The sequence below is a fragment of the Pantoea sp. JZ29 genome (assembly GCF_035190385.1).
Taxonomy (GTDB): Bacteria; Pseudomonadota; Gammaproteobacteria; order Enterobacterales; family Enterobacteriaceae; genus Pantoea; species Pantoea stewartii.
Map to the genome: position 1 here is coordinate 1,819,130 of NZ_CP045241.1, position 17,097 is coordinate 1,836,226.

At 50.0% G+C, this 17,097-nt stretch carries 15 protein-coding genes and 1 pseudogene; 9 read left to right on the forward strand and 7 right to left on the reverse strand.

The features are described 5' to 3' along the window. Positions 1 to 31: 31 nt before the first annotated feature. Together GC090_RS08505 and GC090_RS08510 are read left to right on the forward strand one after the other, a co-directional pair. Positions 32 to 3,505, forward strand: a complete 3,474-nt coding sequence (locus GC090_RS08505) for a glycosyltransferase family 2 protein (protein WP_324021366.1) — start codon at positions 32 to 34, stop codon at positions 3,503 to 3,505. 76 nt (positions 3,506 to 3,581) lie between these two features. Next, positions 3,582 to 4,724: a DegT/DnrJ/EryC1/StrS family aminotransferase gene (locus GC090_RS08510; RefSeq protein ID WP_039342620.1), complete on the forward strand. Its 1,143-nt coding sequence runs from the start codon at positions 3,582 to 3,584 to the stop codon at positions 4,722 to 4,724. A 242-nt stretch (positions 4,725 to 4,966) separates the two neighbouring features. Here the strand turns inward: GC090_RS08510 and GC090_RS08515 are convergent, their stop codons facing one another. The 7 genes and pseudogenes from GC090_RS08515 to GC090_RS08545 all read right to left on the reverse strand — a co-directional run. Next, a complete protein-coding gene (locus GC090_RS08515) occupies positions 4,967 to 6,073 on the reverse strand; it encodes an FkbM family methyltransferase (protein WP_110267402.1) in 1,107 nt (368 codons plus the stop codon). A gap of 33 nt (positions 6,074 to 6,106) precedes the next feature. After that, complete coding sequence (locus GC090_RS08520) at positions 6,107 to 7,216, reverse strand: Gfo/Idh/MocA family protein (RefSeq protein ID WP_033742051.1); 1,110 nt, start codon at positions 7,214 to 7,216, stop codon at positions 6,107 to 6,109. Between the two features lie 9 nt (positions 7,217 to 7,225). Beyond that, a complete protein-coding gene (locus GC090_RS08525) occupies positions 7,226 to 8,368 on the reverse strand; it encodes an ATP-grasp domain-containing protein (protein ID WP_324021369.1) in 1,143 nt (380 codons plus the stop codon). Positions 8,369 to 8,795: 427 nt separating this feature from the next. Beyond that, positions 8,796 to 9,638, reverse strand: coding sequence for a WcbI family polysaccharide biosynthesis putative acetyltransferase (locus tag GC090_RS08530; RefSeq protein WP_324021370.1), 843 nt, complete (start codon positions 9,636 to 9,638; stop codon positions 8,796 to 8,798). A 12-nt stretch (positions 9,639 to 9,650) separates the two neighbouring features. Further along, positions 9,651 to 10,517, reverse strand: a complete 867-nt coding sequence (rfbD, locus tag GC090_RS08535) for a dTDP-4-dehydrorhamnose reductase (protein WP_054633615.1) — start codon at positions 10,515 to 10,517, stop codon at positions 9,651 to 9,653. Next, complete coding sequence (locus tag GC090_RS08540) at positions 10,517 to 10,708, reverse strand: dTDP-4-dehydrorhamnose 3,5-epimerase family protein (protein WP_226374530.1); 192 nt, start codon at positions 10,706 to 10,708, stop codon at positions 10,517 to 10,519. Before GC090_RS08540 ends, rfbD begins: the two co-directional genes overlap by 1 nt. Beyond that, positions 10,706 to 10,834, reverse strand: a pseudogene (locus tag GC090_RS08545) (sugar phosphate nucleotidyltransferase); the annotation flags it as partial. The gene GC090_RS08540 and the pseudogene GC090_RS08545, both read right to left, overlap by 3 nt. A 342-nt stretch (positions 10,835 to 11,176) precedes the next feature. On the opposite strand from GC090_RS08545, the gene GC090_RS08550 reads away from it, so the two are divergent. The 7 genes from GC090_RS08550 (at position 11,177) to tcyN (ending at position 17,093) form a co-directional block, all read left to right on the forward strand. Then, positions 11,177 to 12,145: an HNH endonuclease signature motif containing protein gene (locus GC090_RS08550; RefSeq protein WP_324021372.1), complete on the forward strand. Its 969-nt coding sequence runs from the start codon at positions 11,177 to 11,179 to the stop codon at positions 12,143 to 12,145. 143 nt (positions 12,146 to 12,288) lie between these two features. After that, positions 12,289 to 13,011, forward strand: coding sequence for an RNA polymerase sigma factor FliA (locus tag GC090_RS08555; RefSeq protein ID WP_133745289.1), 723 nt, complete (start codon positions 12,289 to 12,291; stop codon positions 13,009 to 13,011). A gap of 50 nt (positions 13,012 to 13,061) precedes the next feature. Continuing rightward, a complete protein-coding gene (gene fliZ, locus GC090_RS08560; RefSeq protein WP_039342604.1) occupies positions 13,062 to 13,565 on the forward strand; it encodes a flagella biosynthesis regulatory protein FliZ in 504 nt (167 codons plus the stop codon). Between the two features lie 191 nt (positions 13,566 to 13,756). Then, the gene (locus GC090_RS08565; RefSeq protein WP_324021374.1) at positions 13,757 to 14,743 is read left to right on the forward strand and encodes a D-cysteine desulfhydrase; all 987 of its coding nucleotides are present in this window, start codon (positions 13,757 to 13,759) and stop codon (positions 14,741 to 14,743) included. Positions 14,744 to 14,875: 132 nt separating this feature from the next. After that, positions 14,876 to 15,676 (forward strand): cystine ABC transporter substrate-binding protein, encoded by an 801-nt coding sequence (tcyJ, locus tag GC090_RS08570; RefSeq protein WP_033742037.1) that lies wholly within the window; start codon positions 14,876 to 14,878, stop codon positions 15,674 to 15,676. After that, positions 15,676 to 16,344 carry a cystine ABC transporter permease gene (gene tcyL / locus GC090_RS08575; protein WP_033742036.1) on the forward strand — a complete coding sequence of 223 codons (669 nt, stop codon included), beginning with the start codon at positions 15,676 to 15,678 and terminating at the stop codon, positions 16,342 to 16,344. Before tcyJ ends, tcyL begins: the two co-directional genes overlap by 1 nt. Beyond that, entirely contained in the window at positions 16,341 to 17,093 is a 753-nt protein-coding gene (gene tcyN, locus GC090_RS08580) for an L-cystine ABC transporter ATP-binding protein TcyN (RefSeq protein WP_006118892.1), read from the forward strand. Before tcyL ends, tcyN begins: the two co-directional genes overlap by 4 nt. Positions 17,094 to 17,097: the final 4 nt, after the last annotated feature.

The following is a 17,097-nucleotide window of genomic DNA, read 5'->3' on the forward strand; positions in this document are numbered from 1 at the left end:
CATTGTCGCGCCTGTAGAAAAAGAGGCTGTTATGCGTGGGTTCACCTTTCCTTACTTACTTCTGGCACCGGATTACATCGAATCTTCATCCGGCGTTCAGGTTATCCATCAGCTCTGTCACATGATTAATGAACAGGGCGGTAAAGCCTGGATGGTTAATTGCCGCGTGAATCCAGAATGGAATACGCCGGTGATAAACAGTGAAGACTGGAAAGTTATTCAAAACAGCGGGCAACCCTGGATTGCCATTTACCCTGAAATCGTATCGGGTAATCCTCTTTCCGCGCCCGTATGTGTTCGCTATATGCTGAACCGGGAAGGCGTGATCATGAATAACCGGATCCATGAAGGACCGGATGATTTATTTTTCTGGTACCGCAATGAGTTTGCTGAAAAAGCCGTTGACCCACAAATATTGGGAATCGAATCCTTTGATCTGCAATTATTTTGTGACGACAACCCGCAGAAAGACCTGAATATCCTCTACCTGAATCGTGTGCCTGAGTCGGTCGTTGATTTCAGCCAGCTACCCGCGGATACCAAAATCTTGTCCATGGCAAACCCATTGACGCTGAAAGAACTTGCCGTTGTGCTCAAGCGTACGCGCGTATTTTATTCGTATGAGTCCTCGGGCACCTGCGCAATGGCGATTTTATGCGGAAGTCCTGTAGTTGCGTTAACCGCACCGGGTTATGAAAAGTATGCCATTACGCAGGAAACCGTGCGTGACAACGGTGGCGCTGGATTTTGCTGGGAAAACACCCAGGAAGCTATTGATACCGAGCGCCAGAATTTATGGAAGATGCGAGACTATTTTCTGGTCCGACGCGCGCGAAGTCAGCAACAGTTTGAAAACTTCGTTACGTTGACACAAGAAAAGGCCGAACAACGTGCCGCGCAGGATAAGCGACACGCTTTGAATGACTGGCTGTATAAGCGGCAACTTCCGGCTCCTGCTGAAGAGGTGCAGAGTCCTTCATCACTGCCACTCCTCAGAATGCTGATTGCCGTCCAGCCAGGCAGCGAAGCGGACAGGACCTCGACGCTGAATGCCTTATTGCCTCAGTTAGATCAGGTAACAGGATGCGCCGTTTTACTGGCGACGCCGCAGGAAACGTGCCACGTTTCTGACGATCGTGTCTTTCAGATTCGGTCTGATGTGTGGCTGAATGAAATGAATTGTCATCTGGAGCAGAACGTTTACGACTGGATATACGTCGTTCCTGCCGGGTGTCAGTTTACAGCGGAAAGTTTACGACTCCTTGCTGAGGCCTTGCACAGCAGAACGGGATGCGCCTTTGTTTACGCGGATGAAGGCCTCTCTGACAAGGAAGGGAAAATTCATCCTCATTTTAAGCCTGTATTTTGCCCGGACCTTTTTCTGAGTCAGCCTTCACTCTACCTTAAGCGCGGGATCTTCGCGCGAAACGCCTTGATGGCTATCGGCGGGTTTAATGCTGATTTATCCGCGTGCTATGAGCTGGATGCGATTACGCGACTGTTAGCTACGCGCGATAGCAACGTGTTTGGTCATGTTTCAGAGGTCTTTACCGTGACGCCTCTGAACAGCTGTGTGGCACAGGATCTGCAGCAGGAACATGCTGTGTTGCAATCTTATCTTCAGCAGCAGGGCTTCAGCCAGGGTGTAGTGGAGCACCAGCCGGGTAAGCCGTGGCGGTTAAAATACAGCACGGAGCCGGTTATTTCGCTCAGCATCATACTTGTCGCTGGCACAGATATCCATCAACTGCAGTGTTGCATCACTACGTTATTTGAACAAACCCATCAACCGGTATGCCAGTTGATTGTTATTGTGACGCCGGCGACCTCTGAGGCCATCACGGCCTGGCTGACGACAAATTTGTCAACAGCGTCGGTTAACATCAACATCCTGAAAAGTCATGGCAGCCAAACCCAGGAAGCGGCGATTAATGAGGCAGTAGGGCAGGCAGAAGGCGAGTTTCTGCTGTTGTTGGATCCCCGTGTTTTATTTGTCAGCCGCGGCTGGCTGGAGGCGCTGGCATGTCATGCCCTTCGGCATGATGTTGTCTGCGTCGCGCCTCATATTATCAACCTGGACAGTCAGATCTTATGTGCCGGAGAAATTCTTGGGGTCAGGGGCCTGGCCTTCCCCGTTGGTTATGCCGAAAGATGGGGCAATGCAGGCTACCTGTCACGCTATCAAAGCGACTGTAGTTATTCGACGTTGGCCACAGACTGTCTGTTAATCAGAAAAGACAGATGGCTGGAGGTCGGTGGATTTGATACGGCTTATACACAACCTCTGCTGGCCAGACTGGACCTGAATCTGCGACTGGTTCAGCTGGGCGGTCGGGCAATATGCACACCTTACAGCGTTGTAGCGAAACAGGAAGCCGTGACGGACTTTCCGCCACAATATGCGTTGTCGCCTTCACAGGAACTTGACCGTTTCTATCACGCCTGGCTCCCTGTTCTGGCAGATGATCCGGCTTATAATAAAAATTTAAGCCTGAACAGAACCCTTTTTACCGCAGACAGCACGTTAGTCACGGGCTGGAGCCCGCTCAAACCTGGCGAAACACGCACCGTCATTTTTATCGCGCAGGATCAGAATGATACTGGCGTGCAGCGATTTACCACCGCGCTGGACAGGCTGACGAATGCCGGTGGCGTCAAAAGCGTGCTTCTTGAACAGATACCCTCCGCGCCAGAATTATTGCGGCATCATCCTGACGAGCTCGTTATCAGCGGCGAACTGTCGGATCTCGCCTGCCAGACAATCAGGCAACTCAAAAACGCCATAACCTGCCGTGTTCATTATCTTATTCAGGACGATCCGAATGCGCGGAAATATAAAAAATTAATTGAAGATAATGTTATCGATAACTGGCTAACGTACAGCGATGCACTGGCCAATTGGCTCAAAAAGCGCCATAAACCTGTCGTTATTCTTCCCAATGTTTTAGTGCAACCCTGTCAGGATAGGGTTAAGCAGAAAAAAGACAAATGCCGTGTCGTGTGTTTCACATACGATCTCAGGAAGAAAGATTGTGAATTACTGACTCCAGCGATAACGGCAAGTGCGGAAAAGCTTGACTGGATTGTCATTGGACATTGTCCGCCGGAATGGCTGCCTTATATCAGGGAAACGTACCGTTTTCAGACTGAGGCCCGCCTGGTCGCGCAGTTGCTGCATTGTGACGCCGATATCGCCGTGCTTCCGCGCTGCAACAATGATGAAAACCGTTACAAAGATAACAACGTACTCATGCAGTTAGCGGTAATGGGGATACCGGCGATGTATAGCGATCATCCTACATTCGGTGAGTCCGTTCCCGGCTGGAGAGTAAAACATAACCCGAACGCCTGGAAAGAGGCTATCGCAACGCTTTGTGCTGATACGTCGCTGAGTGACACGCTCAGTCAGCAGTTGAAAGAAAAAGCGTATAACGAGGTAAACCAGGACGCGCTTATGACACTTTTCGGCCGGATACAGGCGTTATCTGAAGCCACTCAGGCATAAAGGACGTGCAGAGACAACGCGCCAGATAAAAGCCCTGTACGCATTCAACAATTATTTAAGGTCAGGAAGTTATCCGATGAAGATAAACAAACCCTCATCAAATGTGCTGGTGACAAGTCCTCTTCTGCCGCCCCTGGAAGAGTTCCTGCCTTATCTAGAACGTATCTGGGACAGTAAACAGCTCACAAATGGTGGTCCGTATCACCAGGAGCTGGAACGGGCCCTTGCCGATTATCTCGGTGTCGAGCACCTCAGTTTGTTCGCGAACGGTACCCTGGCGCTGGTGACGGCGCTACAGGCGCTCAGAATAACGGGGGAGGTGATTACCACTCCCTATTCTTTCGTCGCGACATCCCATTCCTTATTATGGAACGGCATAAAACCCATATTCGTCGATATTGATCCTGTTACCTGCAATATCGATCCTGAAAAAATCGAATCCGCCATTACGCCTACCACCAGTGCAATTTTACCCGTTCACTGCTATGGCATTCCCTGCGATGTCGACCGCATTCAACGTATTGCCGACAACTACGGTCTGAAAGTCATCTACGATGCCGCGCACTGTTTTGGTGTTAAACAAAAAAACGTCAGTATCCTGAATCACGGCGATCTTTCTGTTTTAAGCTTCCATGCGACAAAGGTATTTAACACGTTTGAAGGCGGCGCCATTATCTGCCCGAATGAAAAAATCAAACGACGTATTGATTATTTAAAGAATTTTGGCTTTGCCGATGAAACCACGGTGGTTGCGCCGGGTATCAATGGCAAAATGAATGAAGTTCAGGCGGCATTTGGATTACTCCAACTGAAGCATGTGGATTCAGCGCTGGCTAAGCGTAAAGTCATCTACGAAAAATATCAGCAGGCATTAGGGCATATACACGGACTTACGCTACTACCGCTCGTTGATGAAACCGACTGGAACTATGCATATTGCCCGGTCTTTGTTCACGCGGGATTATTCCCGATGACGCGTGATGAACTGTATCATCACTTCAAAAGCCAAAATATTTATGTCAGACGGTATTTTTATCCGCTCATCTCCGATTTCCCGATGTATAAAGGCTATGAATCATCGGCTCCTTCAAATTTGCCGGTGGCCAGTCAAATTTCTCAGCAGGTGTTGTGTTTACCGGTGCATCCGAACCTGGCGGAAGCGGATCAGGATGAGATTATTAACATTATTATGCGTGCCAGCAATGTGAATGCTGCGTAAGCCTTCAATCCGGATCTTTATAAGCCCGTCAGGCAAAAGGGAACATGCTTTTGCCTGACGCTGCACATCTCACATGCTTTCCATCTGCACGATCTTGCTTTCTTAACCGTTTCTCATCTCAAAAATCGTTGCTGACAGCGGTATATCGAAAAAGAAACGGGAAGGGCACAGACGACGGATACAGGTAATGAGAACAATTCTGCCCGGCTGATACGCGAGAGCCGGGCTGATGCAAAAAAAAATCAGGCAGGAATCGCGTACAACACCAGTTCAAAAGCATGAACAGGATGATGGGCGCGGAGATAAAATCGATACCCGGGCATAATGCTTTTGATATAAGCAGGAATCTTTATAAGATCATCCGGTTTATGATAAGCGCTGATTGCCAACAGTGGGTAACAGCGTTGAATACTGTTTTTCGCCCCCTCCAGCGCAGAAAGCTCAGCGCCTTCAATATCCATTTTGATAAATGTCACCTTACTGTCCGCAATAACGCTATCGAGTGTGGTTAATGCGATACTGTTAGTCGTGACCTTTTCAGTAATTTTTGAATCCAACGCTTTTCCTGAGTCGAAATACAGCGTTGTCTCTTCACTCCATACGCCTGCCTGGTGGCATTCACAATACGCTTTATCCGCTGTAGCGGCACACAGCAACGGATAATTGACGTTGTCAGGTTCGAAGGCAAAGATTTTTTTCGGCGAAGGGAGTCCGCGGGTGGCCAGTGCGGCTTCGAAAGCATTCACGCTGTCACCATTATAAGCGCCACAGTCAACAAAAACCTCGGACTTACTCAACGCGACAATGTCGGTTGGGAAGTAATGGTTCTCATCATACACTGTTTTAATATAGTCAGGGCGTGCGCTAATACGCTGATTCATGAATGCGATAAACGTCTCGCGAGATTTATCATCACCAAGACTTTCATATAAGGAATGCAGGGCGTCAGCATGGGTCTGACAAAAATCATAGGAAATAATATCTTCGGTGTTTACGCCCGTAAAAGAGGGGTCATAGACCAGCACTTCAGATTGAACGTCTGATAATGAATTCAAAAACGCCGGATCCACATACTGTAGTGCAATAATAAAATTATATTTTTTATTGGTGTTGAGCAAACTTTCCAGAGGCACAACAGTCAGTTCGTTTAACGTTTGACCAGGAGAAAAATACATTTCATTGACCGCTACATAATCGATATGCAAGTGATTACGCGCCATATATTCACTGGTCTTGGTAGCCAGACAGCCTGCGCCAATGAGGACTACCGGATTACCGTTTTGGTACATTTTCTCCAGCGTAACGAGAAAATGGTTATTTTTCTCGACTATTTCACTAAGAAAACTCATGAGGAACTCCGTTATATTTTATCTTTTTATTGTTTAAAGGGTACATTTTTGCTGACTTGTTGCACTTTTCGCGGCACTTTCAAGAAAGTGAAGCCCGCGAGCCGCAACGTCTGAACCCATCACGTAATCGTTAGGTTCCCCTCTCAATGCAGAGGCAATGTCAGCATAATAATTGGCAAATGCTTCAATAAAGCCAGCAGGGTGACCCGCTTTAAAACGGCAGTAACGTGCATCAGCAGCAACAATGTTGTCATTGGCTGTGCGATCAATAACAGAACGACTGCCTTGCAAACCGCTGACATACAGGAATTCAGGATCCATCTGGAGCCATTCTGCGCTGCCCTGACTTCCCATGACGCGAATCCGCAGGCCATTTCGGTATCCCAGAGCGGCTTTGCCATACCAGTAATTACACGTCATACCGCTTTGATAACGCGATAAGATATGTACGGTGTCGATAACGCCGGGAATTTTGGCGTACGTATCATTGATCGCATAAATATCGACGGCGTGATCCCCGGTGATAAATTCAATAAGCTGGTGAACATGAACGCCAAGATCGAGCGAAACGGTTGGAATGACGGCATCCTGCTGCCGCCATCTCTGCGGTTTTGGCACATCGCCATGCTGATTATGGCGTGCAAAACCTTCCTGAGGCATTTCAACCATGACCTGCTGAATGGCCCCGAAATCGCCGCGCTGTACGCGCTTTTGCAGTTCGCGCACCATGGGATAGCCACTGTAATTGTAAGTGACAAACAATTTTGCCTGATGTTGGTGCTCGCTGTTCATGATGTGCAAAGCGCTTTGATGGCTTTCAACCATCGCCTTTTCGCAAATTACAGCCAGACCGTTTTCGAAACAGGCGGTGATAATTTCATGATGGTCAGGGGTGGGTGTTAACACCGCAACTGCATCAAGATGATGGCGCTCCTGCAAAATAAACGCCTGAATACTCTCGTAAATACGTTCAGGATGAATATTCCAGCTCTCACCCGTGTGACGATTCTGCTCAGGATTGCGGCTAAAACAGCCCGCCACAAGCGTAAAATCCCCGTCGAGCTGTGAGGCAATTTTATGGGTAAGACCAATAGCCGAATTCGCGCCACCGCCAATAAAACCAAGTTGTAGTCGTTTTTTCATATCGGTTTCCTAGTACTTACCAAGCGTAAAAAAATTTTTTAACTGTGGTGTGAAGCGGGCCAGTTCATCACGTTGGTGGAATTCAGCAAAAATAAGCGCGGCGCGATCGTGAGGCGCGCGCTGGATTCTCTCGCCTGTTTTCTTAAGTGGCAGAAAAGAAAGGATATTGGCCGGTAATGCTGCGAAGCTGACGGAGGTAAAGGTTTGTTCCTGATCAACAGACACAGTATGGCGAGCGATTAATCTGACATGTTCGGGACGCCGATTGGCTGGCGTAAAAGGTGTGCCGGTAAAGGCATGGGTGAACCAGAGTGAATAAGGCGTGTCTGTAGAATATTCAATGAGTTGATTATACAGGTCACCCGGGCATCGGCGTGTCATTTCTATCAGAGAAAAGCTTTTACCATCCGAGATAAACTGAGTGTGCAGTAAACCATCACAAAGCCCGAGCTCATCAACGAGTGCCTGTATACAGTCGCTGACCTGGTCTTTTATCGACGCAGGAAGATTGAGGCTGAGGCTACTACTGTTTACCTGCCAGGGGTAAACAGTACAAAATTCATCGACAAAATATTCGACCGCCACTTTTCCATTCACGATAAAAGCGGAGTGGCTGTGTAAATCGCCAGCTATCCAGCGCTCTATAAGTGCCTGGCCACAGGATGATGCCGCACAGGCGTCTCGCCAGGCGGCGGAGATGTGTTCGCGCTCAGTCACCAGTGAAATCCCTAATCCGCTGTAGGAATCGACAGGTTTTATCATCAACGGTAACGGAAGTTGCGCCGCCTCTTCAGGACAGCTCACGGCCACAGGGACTGGATAACCCTTATTCTGTGCCCACTGGCGGAAAACGTCTTTTTTAAAAATAATTTCTGCTACATCAGGGCGATCAAAACCGCGTAAGCCCATTGCTTCAGCGACACTGGCACCCGTAAGGTAAGACACATCAGTAACACCAGGCAGAAGTGAAGTAATATTGAGTGATTTCGCCAGGGTCAGTACGTCCTGTACGTTGGCATAATTCAGGCAAAAAGAGTGGGTCGCGAGTTGATGACCCGGATCCTGCGGTTTGCCGCTGCATACAGCTGTTTCATAACCGGAATGCTTAAGTGCCATCAAAAGAGGCATGGCAGCAAAACCGGCATCCAGCATAAGTGCTTTTTTATTACTGCTCATTATGATTTGCCTGAGGTGGTGCAGCTAACACATTGTTTAGCTGGCAAAGTTTTTTCCTGGTATGGATGGGGTGCCAGGCGCGCTTTTATAGCAGATTGTAATCCCGGCAGGCCGAACTGATGCCGTAAATAAAGCCCTTTTTAGTGTGTATTTAACGCAAACGGGGACAGGCAGGCTCGTCAGGAACCGCGCTTCTTTCTGGCGGCAACGTGAATGTTTTATGCAGAGTCATAATGACCGGAATGGCAGAGACAGGCAGACGCCACAAAGCGATATAACGCTGTATTAATACAGTAAAGCAACATCGCAGTATTGATTGCATTGCCGCCGTGACTGAATGGTACTGTTTTGTGTGCTGACAAGCCTGATCGATAAGATGCATCTTCAGGCTTACAGCAAAGGCTCAGAGGTTTTGATAGTCGGATTTCAGGCTACGATAATAAGTGGAACGCAGTAAGGCTTCTGAGAGTTGTTCACGCGGTTGTGAAGAAAAGAAGTGATAGTTAATTTTACAGGCCAGAGAAAGCCCTGTTTCGCGCATCATGAAATAATGCTGTTCGCCACTGCCTACCTCTGGAGCAATATAGTTTTTAAGCAAATCGTTGCCGCCAAGATCGAAGTTCTTATTCTCTTTAAATAAATCAAAAAAGATTGCACTAAAGAAAATGCTTAAATGTTTGTTATTGGGGTGGCTTACCGTGCTGTAGCAATGTTTATCTTTTAACAGGGCGTCCCGATAAAAGTCTGAATAATCAAACGCCACCTTACCTTCTTTGAACAACCGCTGGTAGCGATTAGCGTCGTCCATGATCATGTTATGCTGCCTGGCCTCGTCGTAACTGACATTGTGGTACGCAGCAACGGCATCCGCACAGGCATGTGCGGTCAAATAGAGATGCAAAAAACGGTAATCAACATACACCATTAAATCGGGCACGGCAGCAGAATAATACCCTAGCTGCGGTGCTGATACGCTTGATTCCATTGTGGGTAATATGCGGATATCGAAATACTCGGTCAGTTTCGCGGTTGACAGCAAACCCCAGCGTTCAGAATGATACTGCATATAAATATGATCGCAGCTTTCAAGTTCGTGCATCAGATTGATAATGTCTCGCTGAGCATCAAGTTTATACAGAGGTGTATTAACAACGTGTGTTATTGCGCCACGATGAAGCTCAGAATAATTACTTAATAACTGACCAACGACTTCGAGCTGACAGTTACCAATCGTTGCTACTTTCATTACATTATCTCCTTATAAAGTATTCGCGTAGGGAAAGGGGGTCGCCAGGTGATTCAGACAGAGGCGAAGTTTATCCTGCCAGTCTGAGGGGGGGATGCCGATGGTGCTGAGAGCGTCGCTGTTCATCACACTGCGCGCCGGCCGAATCGCCGCAGACGGATAGTGCGAGCTGATAATGCCATGCACGACCACGTCCTGTTGCGCCGCGACAAAGATTGTCTGAGCGAATTCGCACCAGCTGACGGCAACGTCGCCACAATAATGGTAAAGACCATGCTTTTCGGGCATGTCGGCGAGCGTGATCATGGCCTGGGCTAAATCACCCGCGTAGGTCGGACAACCATACTGATCGTTCACCACATGTAACTCGGAACGTGTCTGCGCCAGACGAAGCATGGTACTGACGAAGTTATTACCGTATTCGCTGAACATCCATGAAGTACGGATCACGATCGCCTCGGGCAGGACCTCAAAGACGCGCTTTTCACCTTCCCACTTACTCAGGCCGTAAAAATTAATCGGGCAGGGCGGATCCTGTTCGGTATAGGGCGTTCTTTTCACCCCGTCGAAAACATAATCTGTGGAAATATGAATGAAACGCGCCCCGATCATTTTGGCGGCCTGAGCCAGATTTTCAGGGCCAATCGCATTGATCTTTAAGGCACGTGTCCGGTCGGTTTCTGCTTTATCAACGGCGGTATAAGCCGCTGCATTCATAATGACATCGGGCTTAAATTTTTTAACCACGCGCACAACGGCAACGCGATCGGTAATATCCAGTTCCGCCGAACCACACGCCAGCGTAATCCAGTCGGCGGGAAAACGATCCAGTAAACAGCGCCCCAACTGACCATAAGCACCTGTAAGTAAAACGCGCATTACACCAACTCCTGCAATGAGAGTCCTTGTTGATTTTTCACCGATAATATCGGCTGTTCGACAGACCATTGAATCGCAACATCAGGGGCATTCCACATCAGGCAGGCTTCATCCTTAGGATTGTCATAGTGAGGACAGGTATATTCAAAATCAGCAATGTCCGGGCGCGAGACGAATGGATGCAAGTGCATCAAGAGTGAAAGGGGAAGAGAGAGCATGGGCTTGTCATAGACCGGCAGCAGTTGCTCAGAGACGCCACAGGTCACCGGATGCAGTCGGGAACCGGTTCCGCCTGCCAGTACTATGCCTTTCATCATTCGCTTCCTTCATAACTCGTCTGCGCGTGCAGCGTGATGGTGAAAGAATACGAGTGTTCGAGTAAAAGTAATGGCACGAATAACCGACAAAAAAGCGGGTAAAGTCAAGGATAAGTCCGTCCCCGCATCCATAGCGGCTAATGAAATAAATCAGCATAAGCGAAGCGGGCACATTTTATCGCGCAGTAATGCAAATCGCGTCAACCAGAAGGAAGTGATTGTGGATTAGAGTTTTCGGCGCGATAAAAGTTGGATAAACGTTACAGTTCATACAGATGGTGCCGATAACACTCTTCAGGATAAGTTTAATTTGGCTACAACTTCGCGTGTTCTGGGGTGGTTATGCGCTTCAACTATGACCTGCTACCGGGTGAACGGCTTTCCTTCGAGGAGATCGCCCGGCGCTATGCACAGCAATACCCTGATGAGAAAGAATTAACAGCGCGAGCGCTGCTGAGTCCTTCGACCAGCTTTCGGACGCTAAAGATTCGTGCTGTCTTCGCACAGGAAGAGAGCAACAGTCCGCTGGAAGACCTGTTATTTATTGCGAACGACAATGAACGTAAAAATTACCTGCGCCGTTTTGAGTATTACCTGAAGCAGCAGGCTCCTTTTTACTATTTCCGCCGGGGAGAGCAGGACAAAGCGGAGAATTTGTGGAAAGTGATTGGCCAAAGCTACGTATATGCCATGATCGATCCCCATTCAGCACAGGCGCAGAACCTGATTAACAGCCGGGGATACAAACTGGTGCTGATGCGAGAAGACGGCGACGATGCCTGGTGGCAGTTGTTTAACATGCACTCCAACCCGTGCTTTCCGCAATCACAGCGTATCCAGTTTATTGTGGTACTGAGTACACCCGGACATAAAACACCCGCCGCAGTGATGCCTGGTACTGAAGTCGGGCGGCGGGTAAAGGCTAAAGTGCTGCAGCGAGCCAGCCAGGCCGAATTTATGGCCGCCGTGAAAGCCCGTTATGGTGCCTGTGTCATTACCGGCACCAGCCTGATCGATCAGCATCAGTGGCCATGGGTGGAAGCCTGCCATATTGATACGCGAGAGAATGATGAAGGTTTTCTGGCGGATAACAGTGTGGATAACGGATTGTTCCTGCGCAGCGATTTACAGCGACTTTTTGTTAACCGAATGATTAGTATTGATGGTGATTCCGGCAAAGTCCGTTTTAATGGGGATGAAAAAACCCGCGAAAGCATTAGCCCTTTTTATCAGGAAATGGAAGGGCAGATTTGTGCTTTATGGGACCGCGTGCCCTCCGCCACTCGTCAACGTTTACTGTCATTAGGTTAGCCTGTTGAGACAGAGCGGAATCTTCCGCTCTGAAACATCACAAATTTGAAATAACCTCGGTTTATCCCGCCTATTCTGCCAATCGAAAGTCCTACAGAATTGCATAATCATGCCGATAACTTCATTAACGCAGGGTAGTCAACGTGAACGATCTCTATACCGCCGAAGGCGTGATGGACAAACATTCGCTCTGGCAGCGCTACGTCCCACTGGTGCGTCATGAAGCACTGCGCTTGCAGGTTCGCCTGCCTGCCAGTGTGGAACTTGACGATCTGCTGCAAGCCGGGGGCATTGGTCTGTTGAATGCGGTGGAGCGCTACGACGCGCTTCAGGGTACCGCCTTTACCACGTATGCAGTCCAGCGCATTCGTGGCGCAATGCTTGATGAGCTTCGCAGCCGGGACTGGGCGCCACGCAGCGTCAGACGTAATGCACGTGAGGTAGCCGGAGCCATGCATCAGGTTGAGCAGATGCTGGGTCGGGCCGCTTCCGAGCTGGAAGTCGCGCAACAGTTGAATGTTTCGATAGAAGAGTACCGGCAGATTCTGTTGGATACCAACAACAGTCAGCTCTTTTCATACGACGAGTATCGGGAAGAACACGGTGACAGTGCGGAGCTGGTGACGGAAGGGCACGAAGAGGCCAATCCACTTCATCAGTTAATGGAAGGGAGTCTGCGTGAACGCGTCATAGAAGCGATCGAGGCGTTGCCTGAGCGCGAGAAAATGGTGCTGACACTGTACTACCAGGAAGAACTGAATCTTAAAGAGATTGGCGCGGTACTTGATGTCGGGGAATCCCGGGTCAGCCAACTGCACAGTCAGGCGATTAAACGCTTGCGTGCCCGACTTACGGGAGCGCGCTAGAAGGCTCAGTTCCTGGAGATCTATAAATATAAGAAATCGGGGACTCAACAGTGGGAGCCAAAACCAAAGCCAGACCTTTAAGTCGCTATCTTAAAGACTATAAACACAGCCAAACCAATTGTTCACACTGTGGCAAAGTACTAGACCGAATGGCGCTGGTTTTTCGTGGCCAGATCATCAATAAAGAGGCCATCGCACGGATGGACCAAATGATTGATGAGCCACTCTGGCTAAAACTGCAGCCAGAATTAACGGCACTTTGTCGTTTTTGCAGCGATATTTTTTGTAATACACATCCTAACTATTTTGACATTATGGCGTTTAAACAATATCTGTTCGAGCAGACGGAAATGAGCCCAAGCACGATTCGTGAGTATGTGGTTCGGTTACGTCGGCTTGACGATATGCTGAAGGCGCGAAATTTTCCGGCAGAAAAACTGAAAGGCAATAGCTGGCATCAATGCCTGGAAGAAGATTTACCCGATGCAGGCAACAATAATTATCGAATTGCGCTGCGCAAATACGACCAGTTCTTAGGCTGGCAGCAACGTTAAGGGAAAAATGCCGGGCACAGGATGCACGGTCAGTCGATTTCCCGCCCCACGTTTCTTCTCACCATCGGAAGAAACGTGGGGATGTTGTGCATTCCCGTCTTCCACGTTCCTGACCTCAATTCAGGATGATCCTTTCTTCATCTTCTGTAACACTGTAATGATAACTGCTCTGTGCCTGACTGGAGGCCGCATTGTCTTTACATCTTATTCATCAGTTTCCCCGTATTGAACTTCTGGGTGCGCCCACGCCTCTGGAATTTTTGCCCCGTCTGTCGGACTTCTTAGGTCGTGACATTTTTATCAAACGCGACGATGTAACGCCGCTGGCGCTGGGCGGCAACAAACTGCGCAAGCTGGAGTTCCTGGCGGCCGATGCGCTGCGTGAGGGGGCCGATGTGCTGCTCACCGCCGGTGCGATCCAGTCCAACCACGTGCGTCAGACCGCTGCGGTCGCCGCCAAACTTGGGCTGAAATGCGTGGCATTACTCGAAAACCCCATCGCGACCCAGAGCGAGAATTACCTCACTAACGGTAACCGGCTGCTGCTGGAACTGATGGACGTTGACGTGGTGATGGTTGAGGCACTGACCGATCCTGCCGCACAACTGGCGGAACAGGCGGAACGCCTTGAGGCGCAGGGTTTTCGACCCTATACCCTGCCTGTTGGTGGATCAAACGCGCTAGGCGCGCTGGGTTACGTAGAGTGCGCCCAGGAGATCGTGCATCAAAGTGAAGGCGTGGTGGACTTTGCTGCGGTAGTCGTCGCGTCTGGCAGTGCCGGAACGCATGCGGGGCTGGCCATTGGGCTGGAACACCTCATGCCGCAAACCGAGCTGGTGGGCGTGACCGTATCGCGTCAGCGTGATGAACAGCTGCCGAAAGTGGATGCTATTCGTCAGGCGCTGGCATCGCAGTTGTCGGTAGAGGCAAAGGCCCCGGTGACGCTGTGGGATGACTACTTTGGGCCACGCTATGGCGAGCCAAATGAAGAGGGCATAGAGGCGATCAAGCTGCTGGCCCGGCTGGAAGGCCTGCTGCTCGACCCGGTTTATACTGGCAAAGCGATGGCGGGGTTAATTGACGGGATCAGTCAGAATCGTTTCCGCCGCGAAGGACCGCTCCTGTTTGTGCATACCGGCGGTGCGCCCGCGTTATTTGCTTATCACCCTTCGGTCTGAGACGTCGCGAAAAAAAGGTTTATAATCCGGCCGTTATTTTGCTGTCTCAGGTAAATAACGCCCATAATGACAGAGCGGCAAACGGGGTTTAGCCGCTCAACAGCACACTCACGAATAATAAATGGGGTACACATGGCTTTCTCACAGATTCGTCGCCAGTTGGTGACGGGAATGATGGCGGTTGCGCTGGTTGCTGGCGTTAGTGTTAAAACCTTTGCCGCAGAAGATTTGCTGCAGCAAGTGAAAAGTAAAGGCGAACTGCGTGTGGGCCTGGAAGGCACCTATCCGCCTTTCAGTTTCCAGGATGAAAAAGGCAAGCTGACCGGATTTGAGGTGGAGTTCGCCCAGGACCTGGCGAAACACATGGGTGTGAAAGCCGTGCTGAAACCGACAAAATGGGATGGCATGCTGGCCGCGCTGGATTCCAAACGTATCGATGTGGTGATTAATCAGGTCACCATTTCCGATGAGCGTAAAAAGAAATATGACTTCTCCACGCCGTACACCATTTCGGGCGTGCAGGCGCTGACGCTGAAGAAAAATGCCGGCAGCATCACCCGCCCCGAAGATCTGGCAGGTAAAAAAGTGGGCGTCGGTCTGGGCACCAACTACGAGCAGTGGTTACGTGCAAACGTGAAAGGTGTCGATGTTCGTACCTATGATGACGATCCTACCAAATACCAGGATCTGCGTTCAGGTCGCGTTGATGCGATTCTGGTGGACCGTCTGGCGGCACTGGATCTGGTGAAGAAAACCGGTGACACGATGGCCGTCGCTGGCCCTGCGTTCTCGCGTCTTGAAGCGGGCGTTGCACTGCGTAAAGGTAACGAAGATTTACTGAAAGCCATTAACCAGGCGATTGCAGAGATGCAGAAAGACGGCACGCTCAAAAAGCTGTCTGAGAAATGGTTTGGCGCGGACGTTACGCAATAATGCAGGAAAGTTTACAACTGGTGCTGGATTCAGCACCATTCCTTCTTAAAGGCGCGCTGTTTACGCTTCAGCTCAGTATTGGCGGGATGTTTTTTGGGCTGATACTGGGCTTTGTGCTGGCGCTGATGCGCTTGTCGCGCTTTTGGCCCATCAGCTGGCTGGCACGTATCTACGTGTCGATTTTTCGTGGCACGCCGCTTATCGCTCAGTTGTTTATGATCTACTACGGTCTGCCCCAGTTTGGCATTGAGCTGGATCCAATTCCTTCCGCGATGATTGGCCTGTCGCTGAATACAGCAGCCTATGCATCGGAATCGCTTCGTGGTGCCATTGCGGCGATTGAGCGCGGCCAGTGGGAAGCGGCGGCCAGCATTGGCATGACGCCGTGGCAAACGCTGCGCAGGGTTATTTTGCCTCAGGCTGCCCGTACCGCTTTACCGCCATTGGGTAACAGCTTCATCAGCCTGGTCAAAGATACCTCACTGGCGGCGACCATTCAGGTACCGGAGTTATTTCGTCAGGCCCAGTTGATTACCTCACGTACGCTGGAGGTATTTACGATGTATCTGGCGGCCTCGGTTATCTACTGGATCATGGCTACCGTGCTGTCTGCCTTACAGAACCGGCTCGAAGCACACGTTAACCGTCAGGATCAGGAGGCGAAATGAGTGCCATTGAAGTACGCCAACTGGTGAAACAGTTTAACGGCCAAACGGTACTGCACGGCATCGATCTGGATGTTGCGCCGGGTGAAATTGTGGCGATTATCGGCCCGAGCGGATCCGGTAAAACGACGCTGTTGCGCAGCATCAACCTGCTTGAAGTGCCTGAGGCCGGGCGCATCAAAGTCGGTGATATTACGATTGACGCCAGTCTGGGGATCAATAAGCAGAAAGAACAGGTGCGCCAACTCCGTCAGCAGGTGGGGTTTGTGTTTCAGAACTTCAATTTGTTTCCGCATCGCTCGGTGCTGGAAAACATTATTGAGGGGCCGGTCATCGTCAAAGGCGAAACCAAAGCGGACGCGGTTGCGCGGGCGCGTGGCCTGCTTGAAAAAGTGGGATTGCAGGGTAAAGAAGACAGCTATCCACGTCGTCTTTCCGGCGGACAGCAACAACGTGTTGCCATTGCCCGCGCGCTTGCCATGCGGCCTGAAGTCATTTTGTTTGATGAACCGACCTCGGCGCTGGATCCCGAGCTGGTGGGCGAAGTGTTGAATACGATCCGGGCGCTGGCGCAGGAAAAGCGCACGATGGTGATTGTGACCCATGAGATGAGCTTTGCCCGTGATGTCGCTGACCGGGCGATTTTCATGGATCAGGGCCGCGTGGTAGAACAGGGCCCGGCCAAAGCGTTGTTCAGCGCTCCTCAGCAGGCACGTACCCGACAGTTTCTGGATAAATTTCTTAATCAATAATCCC